At 52.2% G+C, this 20,660-nt stretch carries 24 protein-coding genes; 13 read left to right on the forward strand and 11 right to left on the reverse strand.

Going from position 1 to position 20,660, the window contains the following annotated elements:
* Positions 1-73: 73 nt before the first annotated feature.
* The 4 genes from HZS52_RS24300 to cadR all read right to left on the reverse strand — a co-directional run bounded on the left by HZS52_RS24300 (position 74) and on the right by cadR (position 2,844).
* Positions 74-310 (reverse strand): hypothetical protein, encoded by a 237-nt coding sequence (locus tag HZS52_RS24300; RefSeq protein WP_051052165.1) that lies wholly within the window; start codon positions 308-310, stop codon positions 74-76.
* A gap of 305 nt (positions 311-615) precedes the next feature.
* Complete coding sequence (locus HZS52_RS01840) at positions 616-1,281, reverse strand: class I SAM-dependent methyltransferase (RefSeq protein ID WP_009288254.1); 666 nt, start codon at positions 1,279-1,281, stop codon at positions 616-618.
* A 19-nt stretch (positions 1,282-1,300) separates the two neighbouring features.
* Positions 1,301-1,738 carry a DUF411 domain-containing protein gene (locus HZS52_RS01845; protein ID WP_009288253.1) on the reverse strand — a complete coding sequence of 146 codons (438 nt, stop codon included), beginning with the start codon at positions 1,736-1,738 and terminating at the stop codon, positions 1,301-1,303.
* Between the two features lie 698 nt (positions 1,739-2,436).
* On the reverse strand, positions 2,437-2,844 hold the full coding sequence (gene cadR, locus HZS52_RS01850) for a Cd(II)/Pb(II)-responsive transcriptional regulator (protein ID WP_004364961.1): 408 nt from the start codon (positions 2,842-2,844) through the stop codon (positions 2,437-2,439).
* A gap of 95 nt (positions 2,845-2,939) precedes the next feature.
* On the opposite strand from cadR, the gene HZS52_RS01855 reads away from it, so the two are divergent.
* Genes HZS52_RS01855 through HZS52_RS01865 form a run of 3 tightly spaced genes read left to right on the forward strand, consistent with a single transcriptional unit; the run spans position 2,940 to position 5,663 of the window.
* Entirely contained in the window at positions 2,940-3,836 is an 897-nt protein-coding gene (locus HZS52_RS01855) for a cation efflux transmembrane domain-containing protein (RefSeq protein WP_004574643.1), read from the forward strand.
* A 3-nt stretch (positions 3,837-3,839) separates the two neighbouring features.
* Complete coding sequence (gene lspA, locus HZS52_RS01860) at positions 3,840-4,352, forward strand: signal peptidase II (RefSeq protein WP_004863699.1); 513 nt, start codon at positions 3,840-3,842, stop codon at positions 4,350-4,352.
* A 21-nt stretch (positions 4,353-4,373) separates the two neighbouring features.
* Positions 4,374-5,663, forward strand: a complete 1,290-nt coding sequence (locus HZS52_RS01865) for an ISL3-like element ISPpu12 family transposase (protein ID WP_004574636.1) — start codon at positions 4,374-4,376, stop codon at positions 5,661-5,663.
* A gap of 226 nt (positions 5,664-5,889) precedes the next feature.
* Here HZS52_RS01865 and HZS52_RS01870 read toward each other — a convergent pair whose 3' ends face one another.
* The 3 genes from HZS52_RS01870 to HZS52_RS01875 are packed head-to-tail and all read right to left on the reverse strand — an operon-like array spanning position 5,890 to position 7,066.
* On the reverse strand, positions 5,890-6,330 hold the full coding sequence (locus HZS52_RS01870) for a DUF411 domain-containing protein (protein WP_008957442.1): 441 nt from the start codon (positions 6,328-6,330) through the stop codon (positions 5,890-5,892).
* Between the two features lie 13 nt (positions 6,331-6,343).
* Positions 6,344-6,478 (reverse strand): hypothetical protein, encoded by a 135-nt coding sequence (locus HZS52_RS24595; RefSeq protein ID WP_008957443.1) that lies wholly within the window; start codon positions 6,476-6,478, stop codon positions 6,344-6,346.
* A 36-nt stretch (positions 6,479-6,514) separates the two neighbouring features.
* Positions 6,515-7,066 (reverse strand): hypothetical protein, encoded by a 552-nt coding sequence (locus HZS52_RS01875; protein ID WP_008957444.1) that lies wholly within the window; start codon positions 7,064-7,066, stop codon positions 6,515-6,517.
* A 358-nt stretch (positions 7,067-7,424) separates the two neighbouring features.
* Here HZS52_RS01875 and HZS52_RS01880 point away from each other — a divergent pair, with 358 nt between their 5' ends.
* Positions 7,425-7,796, forward strand: a complete 372-nt coding sequence (locus HZS52_RS01880) for a copper resistance CopC family protein (RefSeq protein WP_008957445.1) — start codon at positions 7,425-7,427, stop codon at positions 7,794-7,796.
* A 165-nt stretch (positions 7,797-7,961) separates the two neighbouring features.
* Entirely contained in the window at positions 7,962-8,705 is a 744-nt protein-coding gene (locus tag HZS52_RS01885) for a copper resistance D family protein (RefSeq protein WP_223828031.1), read from the forward strand.
* 149 nt (positions 8,706-8,854) lie between these two features.
* On the opposite strand, the gene HZS52_RS24305 is transcribed toward HZS52_RS01885, so the two are convergent.
* Together HZS52_RS24305 and HZS52_RS01895 are read right to left on the reverse strand one after the other, a co-directional pair.
* Positions 8,855-9,169, reverse strand: a complete 315-nt coding sequence (locus HZS52_RS24305; protein WP_197672011.1) for a hypothetical protein — start codon at positions 9,167-9,169, stop codon at positions 8,855-8,857.
* Between the two features lie 928 nt (positions 9,170-10,097).
* The gene (locus HZS52_RS01895) at positions 10,098-11,348 is read right to left on the reverse strand and encodes an ATP-grasp domain-containing protein (RefSeq protein WP_008957448.1); all 1,251 of its coding nucleotides are present in this window, start codon (positions 11,346-11,348) and stop codon (positions 10,098-10,100) included.
* Positions 11,349-11,908: 560 nt separating this feature from the next.
* On the opposite strand from HZS52_RS01895, the gene HZS52_RS01900 reads away from it, so the two are divergent.
* From HZS52_RS01900 to HZS52_RS01925, 6 genes are all read left to right on the forward strand, one after another.
* Positions 11,909-12,409 (forward strand): cupredoxin domain-containing protein, encoded by a 501-nt coding sequence (locus HZS52_RS01900; protein WP_022522201.1) that lies wholly within the window; start codon positions 11,909-11,911, stop codon positions 12,407-12,409.
* A 14-nt stretch (positions 12,410-12,423) separates the two neighbouring features.
* Complete coding sequence (locus HZS52_RS01905; protein ID WP_008957450.1) at positions 12,424-13,089, forward strand: response regulator transcription factor; 666 nt, start codon at positions 12,424-12,426, stop codon at positions 13,087-13,089.
* Positions 13,076-14,410, forward strand: a complete 1,335-nt coding sequence (locus tag HZS52_RS01910) for a sensor histidine kinase (RefSeq protein ID WP_144815969.1) — start codon at positions 13,076-13,078, stop codon at positions 14,408-14,410. The genes HZS52_RS01905 and HZS52_RS01910 overlap by 14 nt, the downstream gene beginning before the upstream one ends.
* A 68-nt stretch (positions 14,411-14,478) precedes the next feature.
* On the forward strand, positions 14,479-16,332 hold the full coding sequence (locus HZS52_RS01915; protein WP_144815965.1) for a copper resistance system multicopper oxidase: 1,854 nt from the start codon (positions 14,479-14,481) through the stop codon (positions 16,330-16,332).
* A gap of 9 nt (positions 16,333-16,341) precedes the next feature.
* The gene (locus HZS52_RS01920) at positions 16,342-17,106 is read left to right on the forward strand and encodes a copper resistance protein B (protein ID WP_008957453.1); all 765 of its coding nucleotides are present in this window, start codon (positions 16,342-16,344) and stop codon (positions 17,104-17,106) included.
* A 130-nt stretch (positions 17,107-17,236) separates the two neighbouring features.
* Complete coding sequence (locus HZS52_RS01925) at positions 17,237-17,653, forward strand: hypothetical protein (protein WP_139041537.1); 417 nt, start codon at positions 17,237-17,239, stop codon at positions 17,651-17,653.
* A gap of 160 nt (positions 17,654-17,813) precedes the next feature.
* Here HZS52_RS01925 and HZS52_RS01930 read toward each other — a convergent pair whose 3' ends face one another.
* Both HZS52_RS01930 and HZS52_RS01935 read right to left on the reverse strand, forming a co-directional pair.
* Positions 17,814-18,143, reverse strand: coding sequence for a four-helix bundle copper-binding protein (locus HZS52_RS01930; protein WP_101146744.1), 330 nt, complete (start codon positions 18,141-18,143; stop codon positions 17,814-17,816).
* Between the two features lie 420 nt (positions 18,144-18,563).
* Positions 18,564-19,286 carry a cytochrome c biogenesis CcdA family protein gene (locus tag HZS52_RS01935; protein ID WP_144815962.1) on the reverse strand — a complete coding sequence of 241 codons (723 nt, stop codon included), beginning with the start codon at positions 19,284-19,286 and terminating at the stop codon, positions 18,564-18,566.
* Positions 19,287-19,532: 246 nt separating this feature from the next.
* On the opposite strand from HZS52_RS01935, the gene HZS52_RS01940 reads away from it, so the two are divergent.
* Both HZS52_RS01940 and HZS52_RS01945 read left to right on the forward strand, forming a co-directional pair.
* Complete coding sequence (locus HZS52_RS01940) at positions 19,533-20,168, forward strand: peroxiredoxin (RefSeq protein ID WP_083023027.1); 636 nt, start codon at positions 19,533-19,535, stop codon at positions 20,166-20,168.
* A gap of 71 nt (positions 20,169-20,239) precedes the next feature.
* Positions 20,240-20,647 (forward strand): heavy metal-responsive transcriptional regulator, encoded by a 408-nt coding sequence (locus tag HZS52_RS01945; protein ID WP_008958490.1) that lies wholly within the window; start codon positions 20,240-20,242, stop codon positions 20,645-20,647.
* Positions 20,648-20,660: the final 13 nt, after the last annotated feature.

Raw genomic sequence — 20,660 nt, forward strand, 5'->3', positions numbered from 1 at the left:
TTATCAACGAGCTTGTGCTACAAGGCTGGCACAGATGCAGCTGAGATACGCGTATCCAGACAATGTGCAGTGATCATGGCCGGTTGGATCGTTCCTCTCTCTCTACCCGCCCACCCTTCGAGCTTAGCAAGCTGGCCACATCCTCGGACAGGTTGTAGCGTGAGTACATAATCCGATCGCCTGCCATAATAGCGTCCGTAAAGCCAAACGAGTTGTCGACCAACCGTTTGATATCCGAGGCCATCCTCAGGTCGAAATCATCCCCCTTCGTGATGATCGCTCTCAAGGCAGAGACTCTGGCTTCAATCATTCGAGCGTCCTTTCTTTCGAAACGAAGTCAAGAAAAGTAGTCGAAGCTGACAGCCGCGAGCGTGAGGACAGCGGTCACGACTATTACAAAGAGAAGGGCCATCCGTCCTCTTAACGACAGCCTAATCATTTCCGGCATCTCATTACCACTAAAACGCGAGCAAACGCTCCAATGCTGGCAATGGTTAAATGTCTCGGGCTTAGCGTTTACAACAAAACAAATGCAACACATTAAAAGCAAAGAAGCACGATTACCGCCCTTACGTCCCGTCGCTATTGATGGTGCCACTCGTTACCGCATTACATTTAAAATATATCATCGCCATGACGATGAACGCTCAGTGAACGCCCTATGCCATCTTTATGCCGAAAATGGGTGTACAGAAACTGCTGAGAATGGCCTGTTGGCGTCTCGTGTACCTCAAGATGATCACTCAATAATTCAAACGAAGGGCCAAGTTGCTCGCTAAGCTGCGTAGCCGAGTAGCGCACCACGTCCAAACCGCTGCATCGTGTCGGCCCCTCTGGCCCGAAGGTTGCCATCACCACATGCCCACCGGGTACAAGGCTATAGCACAGCTGCCGTACGTACGCTGCGCGCTGGTTTGAGTCCAGCAAAAAGTGAAAAACCGCGCGATCATGCCAAAGATCATAACGACGGGCCTTCAGTATCACTTGCGTAATATCGCCAACACACCACGTTACGCGGCTGGAAGCTTTGCCTAAACGGCGCTTTGCGGCTTCAATGGCGCTTTCCGAAATATCCAAAACGGTAATATCGTCGTACCCAAGCGCCAGCAAATCATCTACTAGCGTTGCTTCACCGCAACCCACATCAATAATCCCCGCATGTGGGTCTGGAGTCGCTGCCTGGATATAATCAAGGGAGGCCTCTAAATGAGACCGAAACCAGCTCACTTGGTCAGTAGTATTGCGTTGATATACCGACTCCCAGTGGTGCTTTGAATTCATTGTATCGACCCGGCTTATTTCATAGCGTCATAAACGCCTTGTCTTCCTGATCAGTAAAGGAATACACGTCATAGGGCACTTCCTGAGGCCCTGGCATACCCGGTGTACCGATGGGCATACCTGCTAGGCCAATGCCGTCTACATCAGGCTGTTGCTCAAACAGCGCCTGTACGGCTTCCATCGGAACGTGGCCCTCGATCCAATACTCGCCGATTTCGATGGTATGGCACGATCCCAGACCATAGGGCACGCCTGCCTGCTGCTTGATATCACCCAGCTCGACGTCATCAATAATGGTGACGTCTACGCCCAGTTCTTCAAGGTGACGCGCATATTCGTCACAGCAGCCACACTGAGGATTTTTGTAGAGCGTGGCTTCGTCAGGCAGCGCGGCCTGAGCCGAGGCGGCTCCTAACAGCAAAACGCTAGATAATACCGTAGTGGTAAAACGTTTCATGAGCGGTCTCCCTGAGGTGTGTGACTAAACAAATATTTGGCCAGCGAGGCGAACCCCAGCCCCACCAACAGTAAAAAAGTTAGCGGCATTAACCAAGCAATCCAACCCATCGAGCTCATGAAAGCAAAACAATCTGCGTTCATCATGGCATCACTCCTGGTTTATGGCTTGAGTTAAGATGGCGCTGTTTAAGACACTGTGGCTTTCAGCCCAACCAATGGCAAAGATCATCTTGTGCTTAACCATGATATTTCCTCTCAACATGCTTCTGATCGAGATATTGCCTTATCCGATAAAAATGGAAGAAGGCAGAGTTAGCTTTTGTTATAAGCCTACAACCTATAGGTGGCCCAAAGGTAAAGAAGAAACTGACCTCAATAACTAAATGTTGTCACAGGTCATTTTTTCCGCCATTTTCAGCTCTGTTTCAGGTTGGCACGCTATAACAGCTACCCACTTCCATGACGAAAAGCGCGTCCAAATGCTGCTCAAATACCTCGCCGCCCAAAAAGCGAAAACCCCTGAAGCCAAAGAATTCCTGAAGGCTCAACCGAATTATTATTAACGCCTCCGCGATGAAGTAACAACATCCATTCAACCCAAAAAAATATGGGTAAGCGGATTAAATGGTTGATCTTACCTTTGCATGAGAGTGAGACAGACCGGCATCTCATCGGATTATCTGGTTGATGCTTCACCTACTGCTGGTGCATGTTTCCTTCGCTAATTCCAGCAAGAACCCCACACGCCTCAACTTCCCGGTCATCGTTGCAACTCGCTCTCAGTGAAACGAGTTGTTTCTCAAGCGCTTGCAGAGCGGTTATCTGCGACCGCACATGAGAGATGTGATCATCGAGCAAGGCGTTGACGGCGGTACAAGGCTGATGAGGGTCGTCCTGATAGCTCTGTAGTTCGTGAATCTCAGCCAGTGACAGGCCCAGGATTCTGCAGCGACGGATGAAGGCCAGCCCCTCACCATGCTTCTCGGTATAGACACGGTAACCGTTGTCCTGCCGATCAGGCGGCGGCAACAAGCCCTGCTGTTCATAGAAGCGGATCGTCTGTGTTTCGACCCCTACCAACTGCGCCAACTGACCAATGCGCATCAGCCTCCTCCCCAACGGATTCTTTACTCTATTGACCTTATAGTAGCTTTATAGTTTTAAATGGTACCACAACATTGTTCAAGTGGAGTCGTATCATGAGCAAATCCTGTGGTGGCGCCTGTGGCGGTGATGCAACGTCCGCAGCGGATACCGATATACAGGCCTCCTCCGAGGCGCCAGGGAGATGGGTCAGTGTTTATGCCGTGCCGAAGATGGACTGTCCATCAGAAGAACGAATGATTCGCCTAGCCCTGAACGGCTTTGAGGAGATTCGGGCGCTGTCCTTCGACTTGTCGAACCGCCGGCTGAAGGTCGTGCATGACGGCGAGGTCGAGCCCGTCACCTCGAAACTGAAGACCTTGGGGCTAGGCGCCTCGCTTCAGGAAACCGTCGCTGCAAATCCGGAGACCATCAAGGCCGCCGAGTTTTCGGCAGCTTCTGCTAAGCAAGAATCCGGGACCCTGCGCTGGTTGCTCGGCATCAATGCACTTCTGTTCGTGGTGGAAATGACTGCCGGTCTGATCGCCCAGTCCACCGGCCTGATTGGAGAATCCCTGGACAATTTTGCCGATGCGGCGGTGTACGGGCTTGCCCTTTATGCGGTTGGACATAGCGTGAAAATGCAGGTACGTGCCGCGCATCTTGCTGGTGTACTGCAACTGATCTTGGCTGTGGGCGTGCTCGTAGAGGTGGTGAGACGCTTTGTATTCGGTAGTGAGCCTGAATCGCTGGTGATGATGGCTATCGCATTCGTCGCATTGATTGCCAATACCAGTTGTCTGCTGCTCATATCCAAACATCGGGAAGGCGGGGCGCACATGAAGGCAAGCTGGATATTCTCGGCCAACGACGTGGTGATCAACCTGGGGGTCATCACCGCCGGCGCCCTGGTCGCGTGGACCGGTTCCAATTATCCGGATCTGATTATCGGCACCATCGCGGGGGGCATTGTACTTAACGGTGCCAGACGCATTTTGGCGTTGAAGGGTTAAATAATGCTCATTATTGGCAAAAAGCTCTCGCCGTATGCCCTATTGTCCATATCGGGCCTGCTGGCAGCGTCTGATCAGGCTGTAAAGTGGCTGGTGCAGCAATCAATGGCCTATGGCGAGTATGTTTCGGTGACCCCGTTCTTTAACTGGGTGCACCTATGGAACACCGGTGCCGCATTCAGTCTTTTTGCGAATGGTGGAGGCTGGCAGCGCTACTTTTTTATCGGAATCGCGGTAGTGGTCTCGATTTTTCTGATCAAGCTGATCCTTGAAAATCGTCATAAAGGAGAAGCCATCGCTTACAGTCTTATCCTCGGTGGCGCCATGGGCAACCTGATTGACCGGGTCTTTCGCGGCTATGTTGTGGATTCCTTTGATTTCTATTGGCGAGACTGGCATTGGCCGGCCTTCAACCTGGCTGATATTGCAATTGTCCTCGGTGCCTTACTTTTCGTTTCCAGCAGCTTGTTGGGTAAAAAAGCAAACACCAATGCCGAGCCGGATGGATCTGACTGACACCTACGCCTATACAACACCATGACCGAACTTCCCGACAACATCCTTCACCTGCCGCAATACCAAGTACTGGGCTGCAAATCAACCGACGACGAAATGCACTTCCAGGTGGACGTGCCCGATCCCATCGCCTGCGAGGAATGCGGCGTGCAGGGTGAGTTCGTACGGTTCGGCAAGCGTGACGTTCCCTATCGTGATCTGCCCATCCACGGCAAGCGGGTCACTCTCTGGGTGGTCCGCCGCCGATACACCTGCCGGGCCTGCAAGACAACATTCAGGCCCCAGCTACCGGAGATGGTGGACGGATTCCGTATGACACTGCGGCTGCATGAGTACGTGGAGAAGGAATCCTTCAACCACCCCTACACCTTTGTGGCGGCACAGACCGGCCTGGACGAGAAGACGGTGCGCGACATCTTCAACGCCCGCGCCGAGTTCCTGGGGCGCTGGCACCGCTTCGAGACGCCCCGCATCCTGGGCATTGACGAGCTATACCTGAACAAGCGCTACCGCTGCATTCTGACCAACATTGAGGAGCGAACCCTGCTCGACCTGCTGGCCACCCGCCGCCAGGACGTGGTGACCAACTACCTGATGAAGCTGAAAGACCGGCAGAAGGTCGAGATCGTCAGCATGGACATGTGGAACCCCTACCGGGCAGCGGTCAAGGCTGTGCTGCCCCAGGCCCGTATCGTGGTCGATAAGTTCCATGTGGTGCGCATGGCCAACGATGCCCTAGAGAGAGTGCGCAAGGGCCTCAGAAAGGAGCTGAAACCGTCCCAGAGCCGGACTCTCAAGGGAGACCGGAAAATCCTGCTGAAACGCGCTCACGAAGTCTCAGACCGGGAGCGCCTCATCATGGAGACCTGGACAGGCGCGTTCCCGCAACTGCTGGCCGCCTACGAGCACAAGGAGCGCTTCTACGGCATCTGGGACGCCACCACACGGCTCCAGGCAGAAGCCGCCCTGGACGAGTGGATAGCCACCATCCCGAAGGGCCAAAAGGAAGTCTGGAGCGATCTGGTCAGGGCAGTGGGAAACTGGCGCGAAGAGACCATGACCTACTTCGAGACGGACATGCCCGTCACCAACGCTTACACGGAGTCCATCAACCGACTGGCCAAGGACAAGAACCGTGAAGGGCGCGGTTACTCCTTCGAGGTGATGCGGGCACGAATGCTCTACACCACGAAGCACAAGAAGAAGGCACCGACTGCGAAGGTCTCTCCTTTCTACAAGAAAACCATCGGTTACGGACTGCCGGACTTCGCAGAGGAACTCAACTACGGAGTCGATCTATCAACCATCTGAGGGTGGTATCAGATTGATGGGGTGAAGGTGCCCCATCAACCATTAAATCCGTATACCCCTTATTTTTAGCTTACCGTAACGAATCGACCCGTAACGCACTAGCAAAGTAAATCCTAAGTTTAATACAGCGCTTTCGTTTTAGTAATGTATGACTTGAATGCGCCTGCTGTACTACAAGAGTCCGTTAGAACGGCGTGCAGACAGCAGGCGAGCTTTTATCACCCTACTAAAGGGTCATAAATGGCTCATCTTCCTGGCCTGTAAACGTGTACACATTGTAAGGGCTTTCTTGTGGCCCCGGCATACCCGGTGTGCCAATGGGCATACCCGCCAAACCGATACCGTCAATATCGGGTTGTTCCTCAAACAGCGCCTGCACGGCTTCCATTGGAACGTGGCCTTCGATCCAATACTCGCCCATCTCAATGGTATGGCATGAACCCAGGCCATAGGGCACGCCTGCCTGCTGCTTAATATCACCCAGCTCTACATCGTCAATAATCGTCACTTCTACGCCGAGCTCTTCAAGATGGCGTGCATAAGCGTCACAGCAGCCGCACTGGGGGTTTTTATACAATGTTGCCTCTGGCGGTAACGCCGCCTGGGCGGAGACCGCCCCAAGCAGCATGGAACCAGAGAGTAAAAGCTTGGTGCTCATATGTTGCATTATTTTCAACTCCTTAGCGTGAACGACTGAAGAGGTACTTGGCCAGCGAAGCGATCGCCAAGCCAATTAATAACAGCATGGCCAGGGGCATCAACCAGCCTAGCCACCCCATTGACCCCATAAAAGCAAAACATTCCGCGTTCATCATGCCATCACTCCTAAAAAAAGAGGCAATCGCCAAGGCTTATTGCGGGCCATGGTGGCTGGGCATGCTTCCTCTCATCTGTTCACGCTGCTCATCGGTCAGTAAGTCCTGCATCTGATTATGCATGCGCACGTTATCAGCCATCATATCGCCATGAAGGTTGGCCATTTGAGCATGCAGCGCCTTTATTTCCTCTGGTTCAGGGCGTTCAGTCTGCATGGTTTGCATCATGTCGTCGCGCAGGTTCATCAATTCGCCCATCCGCTCAAGCTGGGCCGCGCGGTGTTCTTGGCGCATCTCACGCATGGTACTCATCTGCTGCTCGTCGAGCATACCGCCAATGCCGGACATACTCCCCATGCCTTCCATCATTGGACAAGGCATCATCCCGCTTTGCCCTCCCATCATCATTCCTGGGTACATGCCTTCTTGACTGCCCATCATCATGCCCGAACCCATACCGACTTGGCCGTCCATCATATTGCCCTGACCTTGGGCGCCTTGGCTCATACCTTGAGCGAAGATGGCGCTGCTGGGGACACTGAGGCTTGCAGCCAGACCAATGGCAAAGATCATCTTGTGCTTAACCATGATATTTCCTCTTATCATGTTGCTGGTCGAGACATCGCCTTATCCATTAAAAATGGAAGAAGGCGGAGTTAGCTTTCGTTATAAGCCTACAACCTATAGGTGGCCCAAAGGTAAAGGAGAAACCGATCCCAATACCTAAGTGTTGTCACAGATCATTTTTTCCGCCATTTTCAGCCCTGTTTCAGGTTGGCACGTTTTAACACCGACTCATTTCCATGAAGAAAAGCACGACGCCATGCGCCTTGTTCGCCAAACAGGGCAGATGAACGATGTAAGAAGGCTCAGCCGAATCAGTTTTAGCGCCTCCGCGATGAAGTAACGGCATCCATTCAACCCTAAAAATATATAAGGATACGGTATGCAAAAGAAGACGAGTTCGCTCCCTATCATTCACGCTACCTTAGCAACGCTGTTGCTGTCGCTAGCAATCCCAGTGCTGGCCCATGAAGGGGGCGCAAGCACTTCGCCTAAGGATGGCGTCACCATTCAGGATTCCCCAGCAGAGATTGGCATCGAGTTTGGTGGCATGATGCGCATCACCCAGTTTGAAGTGACAGGCCCAAACGGCCCCGTTCCTCTTGATGGTCAGCCAGGCAGTGAACAGGTCGAACGCTACGTCGTGAAGCCCGGTGAAATTCTTTCGGCTGGGGACTACCAGGTGCACTGGCGCGGCCTATCGGATGACGGACACATGATGTCCGACGGTTTTAACTTCTCGGTCGAGCCCTGACCCGTGGCTTGGTGGTTCTCCGTAAATAGCCTCGATGTCTGGACCGTCGCGATGATTCTCGTGGCGGCCGGGATTTACCTTAGCGCCCTAGTCGCGACGGGGGCCGTGTTGTTTCGTCTAGCGTTTCCCCGGCTCCCTGATCACGACCGGAGGCGCGTCGCCCGCATGGGTGTCCTTTCTGCCTGGGCGGGGGTCATCCTGATTCTGTTCCAGTGGTCTTTAGAAGCTGGTTACCTTGGAGGCGGCAATATAGCGGCTGCAACCAACCCAATGTTGCTCGGGATCGTGTTCGATGGCGCGTCCGGGGGTCGACTAATACTGGTGGTAGCTGGTTTGCTGCTGGTCCAGGCGATTCAGCTTAATAACTTAGCGTTCTCGAAAACAGCCAACAGCTTGAGCCTAGTAGGCGTTTTATTGGTGATGCTGGCATTCGTGCAGGTGGGGCATACAGTAAACACCCCACGCCTCGTTCTGGCTGTCTTGCTGATCGTTCACCTGATGGCGGCAGCATTCTGGGTAGCCTCGCTGTGGCCGCTGTTCCACTTAGTGGGGCAACATTACAACCACGGCAATACCGCCCGCATTCTGACCCGTTTCGGGCAACTCGCCATGGGCGGAGTTGGCGTGTTGGTACTGGCGGGCGTCACTTTGGCCACGCTGCTAACAGGCGGTCTCACACCCCTGCTCACCACGGCATATGGACAGTTCTTGATCGGCAAAGTATTGATTGTCGCGGTGCTGCTGTTATTTGCTGCCGCGAACAAGTGGCGGCTTGTACCTGCCTTTGAGAGCGGCGATGCAACAGCCCCACGACGTTTGCAGCGCAGTATTGCGCTGGAGGTGGTGCTGGTCGTGGTTATCCTGCTGATCACGGCGGTGCTGACAAGGGTGACATCACCGAATGGGTGACCGTCAGGACAACCACCTTAGGTAGTTAAGAACCTAGCTTAATAGCTATAAGCAACGCTATCCGGAAGGCAAGGCCGATGCCATCCGCGCGCGACAAGAGATGCACACCCGCCACGTGGCCGTGGTGGTTCGTGGCATCTTGATGTGGTTCAGAAATTGTAGCCCAGACCAATCGTATAAGCCCAGATACCGTCCTCCTGAAACGCATCGGTGGCATCGTCGGTATCGCTGAACAGGAACTGATACTCAGCGCGAGCGAGGAAATAGGCCTTGGGCAGAACATAGTATTTCATACCCGTTTCCCGTCCCGCGAAGGCGCTGTCTTTGACGCCGTCTCCATAGATACCACCGAGGCTAGCACCGACGAAGGGCCGCGCACGACCATCAAGGAACTGATGGGTTAGGTAACCACGGGTTGAGCCGTTCCAGAAACCATCTGTGACGCCCGCCTTCGCCTTCGACATCGGCGTAATTGACGCTTTGCCGAACACCGGCAACCATGTTATCCCTCAGATACCAACCAAGATCAACAGTCTCACGCCGAAGTTTCCGCTATTAAAATTCCGATCGTTACTGCCAGTTCCAGAGATCGAAAACTCACGGACACCCCCTTGTGGGCCGTACTCTGAGTTTTGGGCGGATGCTGCCCTAGGCAGAACAGCGAGAAGACAAAAAGCCATTGCTGCAGTGTTGACTCTATTCATGAGGAGACCCTTCCTGACATTATTAGGATTGTATTTCCATAATGCACTATTCGTTATCTAGCGCGGATAGTAACGCGACCGATACCTTGGCGATCAAACGACACGGACCCGCACCATCATGTTCAGGGTCTGACATCACACGATCTGTGCGTTAGCACACACGTATATGATGGAATCTGAAAAACTGGCTACCGGATTGAGGATATGTGCTTCACCACAGCCGATCGACTCACCATCGGCATTATGCTCGGCTACATCGTATCCGGACTGATCATTCTTAGGCATCAGTTCCCGGCTGCCTTGCTAGCAACGGTTCTTTACTGATCATTTATTAGTTCTGGTCGACCGGTCGATTCCACCGCCTCGACTGGGTCAGCGACGCGACATGGTTTCTATATGAAGGCCATCGCTCGGCTAGGTGGCTATCTATATCGCTCCAGAGATACCCCTTTAAGGGCAGCCTTCATTGACGAGGTTTCATCCGCGTAGCTGATAATATTGTAAGTTTCCAGGCTTTAAATCCAAACGCAGGAAAAACTTGCGCGCAATTGAAAGGTTGCTGGGAGCAATTTCCGAATAACTAATCGCGGGCCGAAGTGAGGCGATCGCCTTGCAAGATGAGTTCCACGCCCTATCACGATAATCGCATAAGTTGTGGGACAAACTCTTTAGATCATATTTTTGATAACTAATCTTTCATGAGAAGCACAGGTGCGAACCCCCCACCTGGCGTACGGAAATTGGTCGTCTGTCCTCGATAAAGTCTCGCTGCGGCCATTAACAGTGTGCCGCGATAGGTATACAGTCTAACGTCGACCTTGAGATTTTTACGCTGTCCATCGACCAGAACGAGGCGTTCGGAGGGAGGCACATGGGCCTGGGCAATATAGTCGCTTTCCAAGATTTGGCTGAATGTTTTTTTGGTGAGTTTACTTCCCCGGTACACTCCCTTACTTCCGTGGCCTGCGACAGGTTTGAAGAACCACTGCCGTCGCTGTTGCCAAAGGGTATCAGCATTATCAGCGCTGACCTGTAAGGTACGGGGAATACAAGAGCGAAGTAATTCGGCATTTTGAGCGCTCAACCCCCAAGCCATAAGCGTCGCGGGATCTGATAACACAGCCAAGTTGCGTTTGTCCGCGAACAATGCGTGTGCATGGGGATTTGGGGTTATGACTGCGCCTCCGTCCAACCAGGCAGAGTGTAAGGCGGAGTTTCCGGGTGCTTCGAGCCCAAAATCCACTAAGCGATTGTAAACCATATCTACTCGCTTACCGCCGCTGTATAGCATGCCTGACTCATACCGAAGGTCGCCAGGCGAGAGGATGAGAGCATCAATGCCATGACGCCGTAATAACTGCTGGGCAAGTTTGAATTCAGGATAGAGGTATTGCCCCATAGGCTGATCATCAACGATAGCTATCCTCTCCAGACGTCCATTGCCACGCTGGGCACGCCATTCGCTCTCGAACTGGGCTATCACTTTAGCCTCGAAGTCGGCAGACCCGGCCGCACTTTTAGCATCACCACAACACTGCAGTTGGGCCCGTACCAGGATCGCGTTAAGAAATGCACCTCCGGCATTGGTATTGATTTCGATGAGGCGAGGCCCGTCCTCGCCGAGATGGAAATCATAGCCCATGAAGACACCTACTGGGCCGGGGTTTAACTGTGCACTTTGCGGGGCCCAAGACAGTACTTGTCGCTGATAGTCGGGAAGAGCGGCGGCGTTTTCTATGGCCTGAACAGTGGCCCTCATCTGCTCCAGAACCTGAGATGGGACAAAGACAGCGACATTCGAGAAAAGTTGATGCCAGGTCGAACGGATAAAGGCCTCATCGGCATCGTCGCCCAACTGGTCGATAAGACTTTGGGTGGCTGCTCGTCGGTCTAGAGTGATACAGGTGCAGTGCTGGTTCAGCCTTTCTGCTTCTGTCATCCCTGGGGAGCCACTGGTCTTTTGCAAGAGCTGTCCTCTGGTTTTTTCACGCTGATCTAGATCAAACTGGCCAGCATCGGCTGGTCATTGAGTTCATGAGGGCGATATTTAACGAGCTACACCTTCTGCTGATAGATCAACGTCGATGATGAGCGCTCATGGTGCTTGTACGCTCGCATTAACATCTTGTGGCAAAACTTTCAGGAAATGTAGACACAAGGGTTAATATAGATGAAGTGGAAAGCCGACGTCCGGTCATAGCGATAAAAGTAACTAGCGCTACCATCATCATCAACAAGGGGCAACTATTTTCTGCCGACAATGATGCGCAGTGATGACCAAGAGCATCCCTGCTGCCGACATCGGCAACTGAACAAATTTCACTATTAAGCGGAAGATGCTGTATTGAATTAAAAAAGGTCCCGAAATAAGGCCTTGCGCTTGCAAGTTTTCGTGATAGCTACTTATCCGGCAGGTCATATTTTTACTGTAGGTTCAGGCTCGTTTCAGGTTAACACCGTATAAAGAACGGGTGACAATAACCTCTGAGGTAAATGACCATGCGCTACACTCTTTTAACAACGTCTTTGTTTGCCCTTTCATTAAGTCTGATCACGGGCGCGGCGCTGGCTGCACCCGGCCACGGCGGTGGTGGCAATAACCTAACCGAGGCTGACGTTGACCGCACGATCAGCCTTGAGGCTGGCGATATGTGGTTCGACCCTGAAGAGCTAGAACTGGCGGCTGGGGAGGTGGTTAAATTTGAAATCACCAACACCGGCAATTTAGAGCATGAATTTGTGATTGGCAGTAAAGAAGCCCAGGAAGAGCATCGTCAAATGATGCTAGACATGGCAAATGGCGAAGGTCATGACATGTCAAACATGTCACAAGGTGAAGGCCACGATATGGCCAATATGAGCATGGCAGGCGTCACAATTGCACCTGGTGAGACCGGGACTCTATTATGGAGTGTTCCTGATAATACTAACGAGCTAGAGTATGCTTGTAACATTCCCGGCCATTACGAATCCGGCATGTACGGCAATTTTACTTTCTAATCTGACGTTTACCCATGAAACTGTTGCTACTCGAAGATGATGATTTGCTGGCAGAAAGCTTGGCAGAGAGTCTCAAGGACAACGGTTACCTTGTCGACTTGGCCGCTTCATTGAAAGCGGCCAAGTCGCTCATGGCAACCGAGCATTACGAGCTGGCTATCTTAGATCTCGGTTTGCCCGATGGCTCGGGACTAGATCTACTAGCCCAGTGGCGCAAGCAAAAACGCAGCACGCCTATCTTGATCTTGACGGCGCGCGATACTTGGGAAGATAAAGTCATTGGTCTTGAAACGGGTGCCGATGATTACCTAGCAAAACCCTTCCATGAAGCCGAGCTTATGGCCCGTTTGAAGGCACTGCTGCGCAGGCAGTCTGGTCAGTTATCTCAAGTCGTGACGCTCAATGGCGTATCGCTGGATAAAGCAGGCCAACGAGTATGTCTAGAGGGAGAAACTTGGCGTTCGCTCACGGCGACGGAGTTTCGATTACTACGCTACTTAATGCTGCATCCAGATCGCATTCACTCCAAAGAGCAGTTATTAGAGCAGCTCTATGCCCTGGAACAGGATGCCGCCGCACCTAACTTGGTCGAAGTCTATGTCGCTCGTCTGCGCCGTTATCTAGGCAAATCAATTATCCAAACTCGCCGCGGCCAGGGGTATTTCTTTGCTTCACATTGATCGGCGCAGTTTACGTTTTCGACTACTCGCCTGGCTAGGAGGCGTGGCACTATTCGTAGTGGTGACGACCTGGCTACTGCATGGCATATTGTTACAGAATCTTGCTCGGGATTTTTTGGGTGAGCGTCTTCAGCGCGAAGCCGACCATGCCGTCACGCAGCTTGAGCAAGGTGAAGCCGCCGTGCCTGCCGCGCTTGACTCGGTTAGCCAAGGCTATCAAGTCTTTCATCATCTCTACGTACTCCGCTTCAACGGCTCGGTCAGCGCTTCCGACCCACAATGGCAGCAACAGCTGGCTCCGCTGCTAGATGAAAGCGGCAATGCTCTAATAGACGTGAATCGCGGCGAGCAACACATGCTCGTCTATCGTCGCCATTTTGAATGGCAGGGCACGCAGGGTGTGCTGCTGGTGGGTGAGGACTTCTCTCAAGTAGAAGCAGGGCTTGCAACATTGCACTGGTGGGTCGGTGGGATTGCCAGCGTGCTGTTAGGAATGCTCATCATACTCAACATGTTAGCGGTTAATCGTGGACTTAAGCCACTCTGGCAACTGCGTCAACAGCTTGAAGCATTGCGAGCGGGCAAACGTGATCGCTTGTCATTAATAGCCCCTTCTGAGCTAGATGAATTAGTCGACCAGTTGAACTGGTTTATGGATGACATTGACCTTCGCTTGAAGCGCTCCAGAGAGTCGGTCGCGAACCTATCACATGCATTAAAAACCCCGCTGGCAGCCGTTACCCAAGTACTGCGTGGCAATCGGCCCATTGATGAAACCCGACGCCATAAACTGCTCAGCCGTATTGAGGATATTAACGCCCAGCTGGATGCGGAGCTGCGTCGCTCACGTATTGCAGGCCCTAACGCGGGGCGAATGGCCAACGTCACGCGTGATAGTTCACGGCTCATCGAGATGTTCCGCAGCCTTTACCCTGAGCGTATCTTCAACCTCGCCCACTCGGCAGGCGAGAAAGACCAAGTGCCTATTGAGGCTCACGACTTTTCTGAAATATTAGGCATCGTGCTCGATAACGCTGGCAAATGGTCGAATAGGTGCGTTAATTGCGATATTGCCGTCTCCGCAACCACACTCACGCTCACCATTGATGATGACGGCCTCGGCGTTGCAGAAGAGGATCTTTCGCGCTTGGGAGAGCGTGGCACACGACTGGATGAACGCCGTCCCGGCTACGGCTTAGGCCTGTCGATTCTTGCGCAGCTAATTGCCCGCTACTCAGGGCACTCGTATTTTGAGCGCAGTCCACTGGGTGGACTGCGCGTTACGATTATCCTGCCTCTAGCGGGTGAAGTAGCTAATTAATCATTATTCAGCTTTGTTTCAGGTTCTTCCATCAAGATGGTGTCATTCATCATTGATGGGAGTTACACATGGCACGCTCAAGCATTATTTCTCACCCGCTTTCTCGCCGGCAAGTCCTAAAAGGCGGTGCTGCCTTAGGGTTAGGTTCCGCTGCCGCAATGGGGCTAACTCCCGCCTGGGCAAACCCCTGGGGCCGTACGAATGTCTATGCACAGGGCGTCGAAGAAGGGCCCGAGATATCACTGGCTATCCGCCGTGAATCCATTCCGATTGACGGACAAGAAGCCCACCCTATTAGCATTAACGGTACTAGCCCTGGCCCACTGATTCGTCTGAAAGAAGGTCAAGACGCCGTACTGCGTGTTACCAACCTGCTGGATGAGTCCACGTCGATCCATTGGCATGGCCTCATCTTGCCACCGGAGATGGACGGTGTGCCTGGGGTCAGTTTTGCAGGCATAGCACCTGGTGAAACCTTCACCTACCGTTTTCCTGTCCGCCAGAACGGTACCTACTGGTACCACAGCCACTCCGGCTTGCAGGAACAGCTCGGCCACGCCGGGCCGTTGATAATTGACGCCGCCGAGCGCGAACCCATCCGCTACGACCGTGAGCATGTGCTACTGCTCACCGACTGGACCTTTGAAGACCCCATGTCGGTATTTCGTAATCTGAAAACCATGGAAGGCTATTACAACTTCCAAGAGCGCACGATTGCTGATTTTTTCGCCGATGTTCGCGAAAAGGGTTTCTCACAAACCGCCGAGATGCGCGGTATGTGGGCCAAAATGCGCATGAGTTCTCGGGATATCGCCGATGTGACCGGCAGTACTTATACCTACCTGCTTAACGGTCACTCCCCCCAAGAAAACTGGAATGCGCTGTTCAAGGCTGGTGAGCGGGTACGACTACGCGTGATTAACGGGTCGGCGATGTCATACTTTGATGTACGTATACCTGGTTTGAAGATGACCGTCGTTGCTGCCGATGGCCAGCCAGTGCAACCCGTGCCTGTTGATGAGTTCCGTATTGGCGTGGCGGAAACGTACGATGTGCTTGTTTCACCAGAAGATGATCGAGCCTATACCATCTTCGCCGAAGCCATGGATCGGAGTGGCTACGCTCGCGCCACGCTAGCCCCGCGTGAAGGCATGCAGGCGGAGATTCCCAAGCGCCGCCAAATTGCCGACCGCGGCATGGAAGCCATGGGCGCTCATGGCATGGGTGACATGGAAGGTATGGATCATTCAGGCATGTCGAATATGGAAGGTATGGATCACTCCAATATGCCGGGAATGAGCGGTGACGATGCTGGTATGGAAGGCATGGATCACTCTAATATGGAGGGGATGGATCATTCCAACATGGAGGGCATGGATCATTCTAATGTGGGCGGCATGTCGGGCGAGCAGGCGAAAGTCGGCGAAAACGGCATTCTCATTGCCGGTGAAGCCCAGCCCGGCTCTCGCTACGACCAGGCGGGCATAGGCATCGACCCCAACGAACGTCGAGTACTCGTCTACCGCGATCTTAAAGCCTTCACGCCATGGCCTGACCGCCGCGAACCAGGCCGTGAGCTTGAGCTGCACCTGACCGGCAACATGGAACGTTACATGTGGTCGTTCGACGGCAAGAAGTTTAGCGAAGTGACCGGCCCAATCCATTTTGTGAAAGATGAGCGGCTGCGCCTAATCCTGATCAACGACACCATGATGGAGCATCCTATCCACCTCCACGGTATGTGGATGGAGCTAGAAAACGGTCAGGGCGAGCTAATTCCGCGCAAACACACCTTGAACGTTAAGCCCGGCGAGCGGGTTTCGGCACTGATTACGGCAGATGCTGAAGGCAGTTGGGCGTTCCATTGCCACCTGCTTTATCACATGGATGCCGGAATGTTCCGCGTTGTTCAGGTTTCTTAAGGAGGCAGTATGAAAACTAAGCTTTATTTTACTGGCATTAGCTTAGCGTTTGTCATGACCACCGCTGCCCATGCGGAAGATGGTTACGACGCGCCGAAAGATTGGCCAGCGCCCACGATGGAACACAATATGGGTATGGCGCTCTTTGATCGTCTTGAATATAGCGTACCCGATAACGGCGAGGAGGCCGTCGTGTGGGACTTTCAAGGCTGGTATGGCGGTGATATCAACCGTGTTTACCTGAAGTCAGAGGGCGAGAATGTCCAAGGCGACGGTGAAGATGCTGAGTTTGAATCCCTGGAACTACTCTATAGTCGCCTAGTGGCTGATTTTTGGGAGTTACAGGGGGGTATCGGTTACCAAGGCGGTGTGTTCTCCGATGATCACGCCGAACGCACCTATGGGGTTGTCGGCCTACAAGGTGTGATGCCCTACGGCATTGAAACCGACGTTGCTATGCAAGTGAGTGAAGATGGCGACGTGGCCGCTAGTTTTGAGGGCGAGTACGATCTGCGCCTGACACAGCGGCTCTACCTACAGCCGCGCACCGAAATTGCCGTAGCTGCCAGCGAAGTTGAGGAATTTGGTGTGGGTGAGGGCCTTAACTCAGTGCGTGTCGGCATGCGCCTGGGCTACGAAGTGACCAGACGCTTTGCGCCTTACGTGGGCGCTTACTGGGTAAAAGAGTATGGCGATACCGCCGACCTATCTCGTGCTGGTGGGAATAATACCGAAGATACCGGCGTGGTGGCAGGTGTCAGGTTAATGTTTTAAATCGTTAAGCACTCTATAACTTGCGCCACCGGAAGGTGGCGTTTTTTTTGCTAATAAACCACTAAATTCAGCTTCAATTCATACTCTAAGGTTATTATTAAATTGTAAATAACCAACGGAGTAAACCACCATGAAAATTAAAGCAATTGTTTTTAGTGCAGTAGTAGCAAGTATCTTCTCTACACCTGTATTAGCGAGCTTAGGCAATACAACACAGGATCTTCCCTTACTAGAAAGAGGCGTATCTTCTACACAGATGCTTGCTCAGGGGCAATCGAAGCGTTTCAATATTAACATTGAACAAGCGACTACACTGAAAGTAGCGAGTGAGCACTTCCCAGGTTTTACCAGCACTGGCAACCGCATTTCAGCTGTGCTTTATGACAAAACTGGAAAACAAGTAGCAGAAGCGTCCAGTCCACGGGGTCACTTTGAACTTGTTCGTCAGCTGCAACCGGGCAATTATCAGCTTGAGGTGACAGGTAGCTCAATGGGGGGCACTAAGGAAAATAGCAATAACAGTTATGAACTACATGTCGCTTACTAAGCGACATTATTAATTATAACTAATTCAAAAGGGGTTCGCAAGCGAGCCCCTTTTAGATATTAAAAAAAGCAAACACCAACATTTGAAAGCCTCAGTTAATGTATATAACCCCCTAGAAAATGACGCCCAGCCGAAGCGCTCGCCCCGGCTGGCTTGAAGCTTAGCTGGCCATTGCGGCACATTCTTCAGCGCAGCGATGACAAGCTTGAGCACACTCTTGGCAGTGAGGTGCATCATGTTTTGCACACTCATCACCACATTTCTTACAAATGTCGGCACATAGACGGCAGATCTCGTGTGCAAACTCACTTTCTTGTGCCATAAATGAGGCAGCTAACCGACAAATTTGAGCACATTGCATGTTAAGGCGAATACATTCCGCCATCATTTTTACGTTGTCTTCTTTTAGGCACTCAGTTGCACACTTGTCACAATAAGCAGCGCATACGTGACAAGCTTCAATGCAGTTTTCATATTTTTTTAAGTCCATCTCGGTTCTCCATTTTTTAAACCATATTTTATTTACCATAGTTTCTGCTTGGCATGATAAAGCTAGAACAACCCAAAAGAAAAATCAAGGAAAGGTAATCTGATAGATACTCACGAAATATAAAGATAAACCAGGTAGCTGTGCGTTACTTGCCATAATTTTTATTATTCAGCTAGGATTCAGGAAGGCCTACTATAATAAATGTTTTTTTCAAAAAAACACTGAAGCGTTCGCTGCGCTTGTACGTTACCTCGCCACGAGCTCCTAATTAAAGTAATTAGGTGAAGAACTAAATTAATAGTGAAAGCAATTAAGCTCTAAGCATTATAAAAATAATCTCCTTTTAGGAGACTAGCTCAGCCTAATCAGCTTCCTAAGGAGTCAGTATGAAAATTAATCTCTACTTCTCTGACGGCCTGGCTACCCCAGGGTCGCCAGGGAGGGGAAAAGGTCAACCATGATACTTGAAAGCCGTGTCATATACCCCGTAACGATAGCAATACCCATCAGGATCACAATCGTGCCCGCCACGGGGCGAGCATAGGCACTCCACCTTCCCAGGCTTTGCCGATGCAGAGCAAATCGGTTAATCAGTAAAGTGCTGGCAAGAAAAGGTAGCGCCAGTCCTGCCGAGTAGGCACTTAGATAAATCATTCCAGCCTGGGCACTAGCAGCATTAGACGTGGCCATCAGAATAGCGCCTAGTATAGGGCCGATACAGGGGGTCCAACCGATGGCAAAAGAGACCCCGAACACTGTCGCCGACAGCGGGGAGCCACCCTGGACATTGGGTGTGAACTGAAAGGTACGCTGGAATAGCGGCAATCGGAACACGCCGGTCATAAAGAGGCCCAGCACGATCACCGCCGAGCCGGCAACCCAGTTGAATTCTTGGCGATACCCTCGCATCAGTTGCCCGATACTACTGGCGCCGAGCCCGAGTAGGATGAACACGATGCTGAAGCCGAAGACGAAGAAGGCACTGAGGGTCAATGCCTCTAACCGCCTGTCGGCTTTACCGGCACTACCGCCTGTGACCACCGACAGGTAGGCCGGTAACAGGGGCAGCGTGCAGGGCGAGAAGAAGGAGACCAATCCGCCGATAAAGGCGCCGACCAAGCCGATGGAAGAGAGAGATTCCAATGTGTTATCGCAACTTAAGTTATGGAGACGGCCAACAAGGGTATTGAACCAATCCCATGGTGCTACCTCCTATCATATCCATTTTAACGCCGTAAGAATTTTAAGGCTTACAGCTGCTTTAAGGTCAACCTTTATTGACAAATTATTTGTCTCCTATCGAATTGCAAATATTACACATCAAGCTTGACCTTAAAGTTGACTTCAAAGTTATGGTGGCTACTCAATGAATGACATGAGGACATTTCCATGGCGCTACAACTGGGCGAGACAGCACCAAACTTCACGATCGAATCCACGCAAGGCACGGTCAACTTTCACCAATGGCTTGACGACAGCTGGGCGGTGCTGTTCTCGCACCCCGCTGATTTTACGCCAGTATGCACCACAGAACTGGGCGCGTTTGCCAAGCGAAAGAACGAATTCACCCAGCGGGGTGCCAAACTGGTTGGGGTTTCGGTGGATCCCCTCAGCTCTCACCACGACTGGGTGGGGGATATTGAACAGACTCAGGGCACGGCCCTGAACTACCCCTTGCTGGCTGACGAAGATCAGGTGGTAGCGAAGCTTTATGGAATGATCCATCCCAAAGCCGACCCCAAACTTACGGTGCGCACGGTCTTCATCATCGATTCTGACAAGAAAATTCGTCTCACTTTGACGTATCCACCCAGCACAGGACGTAATGTCGACGAGATACTGCGGGTTCTCGATTCGCTTCAGCTAACTGACAAGCACAAAGTGGCCACCCCCGTTGACTGGCAAAACGGTGACGATGTCATCATCTCGCCATCGCTATCGAATGATGACGCTAGGCAACACTTTCCCGAAGGCTGGAACACCAAGACGCCCTACCTTAGGGTCGTGCGCCAACCGGAGCAATAGGAGCCCCGACCGATAGATTCGTTGAGTCAGGCTGCCAGAAGCTTAGATTAATAATATCGTGAGGTAACGCTATGCAAACACTAAGTATCGGCGAGCTTGCCGAACGAAGCGGGGTCGCTAGCCAGGCGATTCGATTCTACGAAAAAGAGAAACTTATGCCTCCTCCGAGGAGGACCGATGCCAACTATCGGCGTTACCCACTGGAAGCTGTGGATCGGTTACAGTTCATCGTCCATGCCAAGCAGTGGGGCTTCACGCTGCAAGAGATTCGGGAGCTGTTAATGCTTCAGGATGCTAATGGCGACCGGGCGCAAGCTAAGCGCATCGCCGGGGAGAAGCTGCACAAGGTGCGCGAGCAGATCAAACACCTCTCGCGAATTGAAGCCGTATTATCGAAAACACTGGACGAATGTGCAGGCGAAGGGCCTATGCAGGAAGGCTGCCCGATTGTTGAAGCTATCGCAGAGCAGGCTGAATGATCGAGTATTTTCT

This window comes from Vreelandella titanicae (genome assembly GCF_014697095.1).
Taxonomy (GTDB): domain Bacteria; phylum Pseudomonadota; class Gammaproteobacteria; order Pseudomonadales; family Halomonadaceae; genus Vreelandella; species Vreelandella titanicae.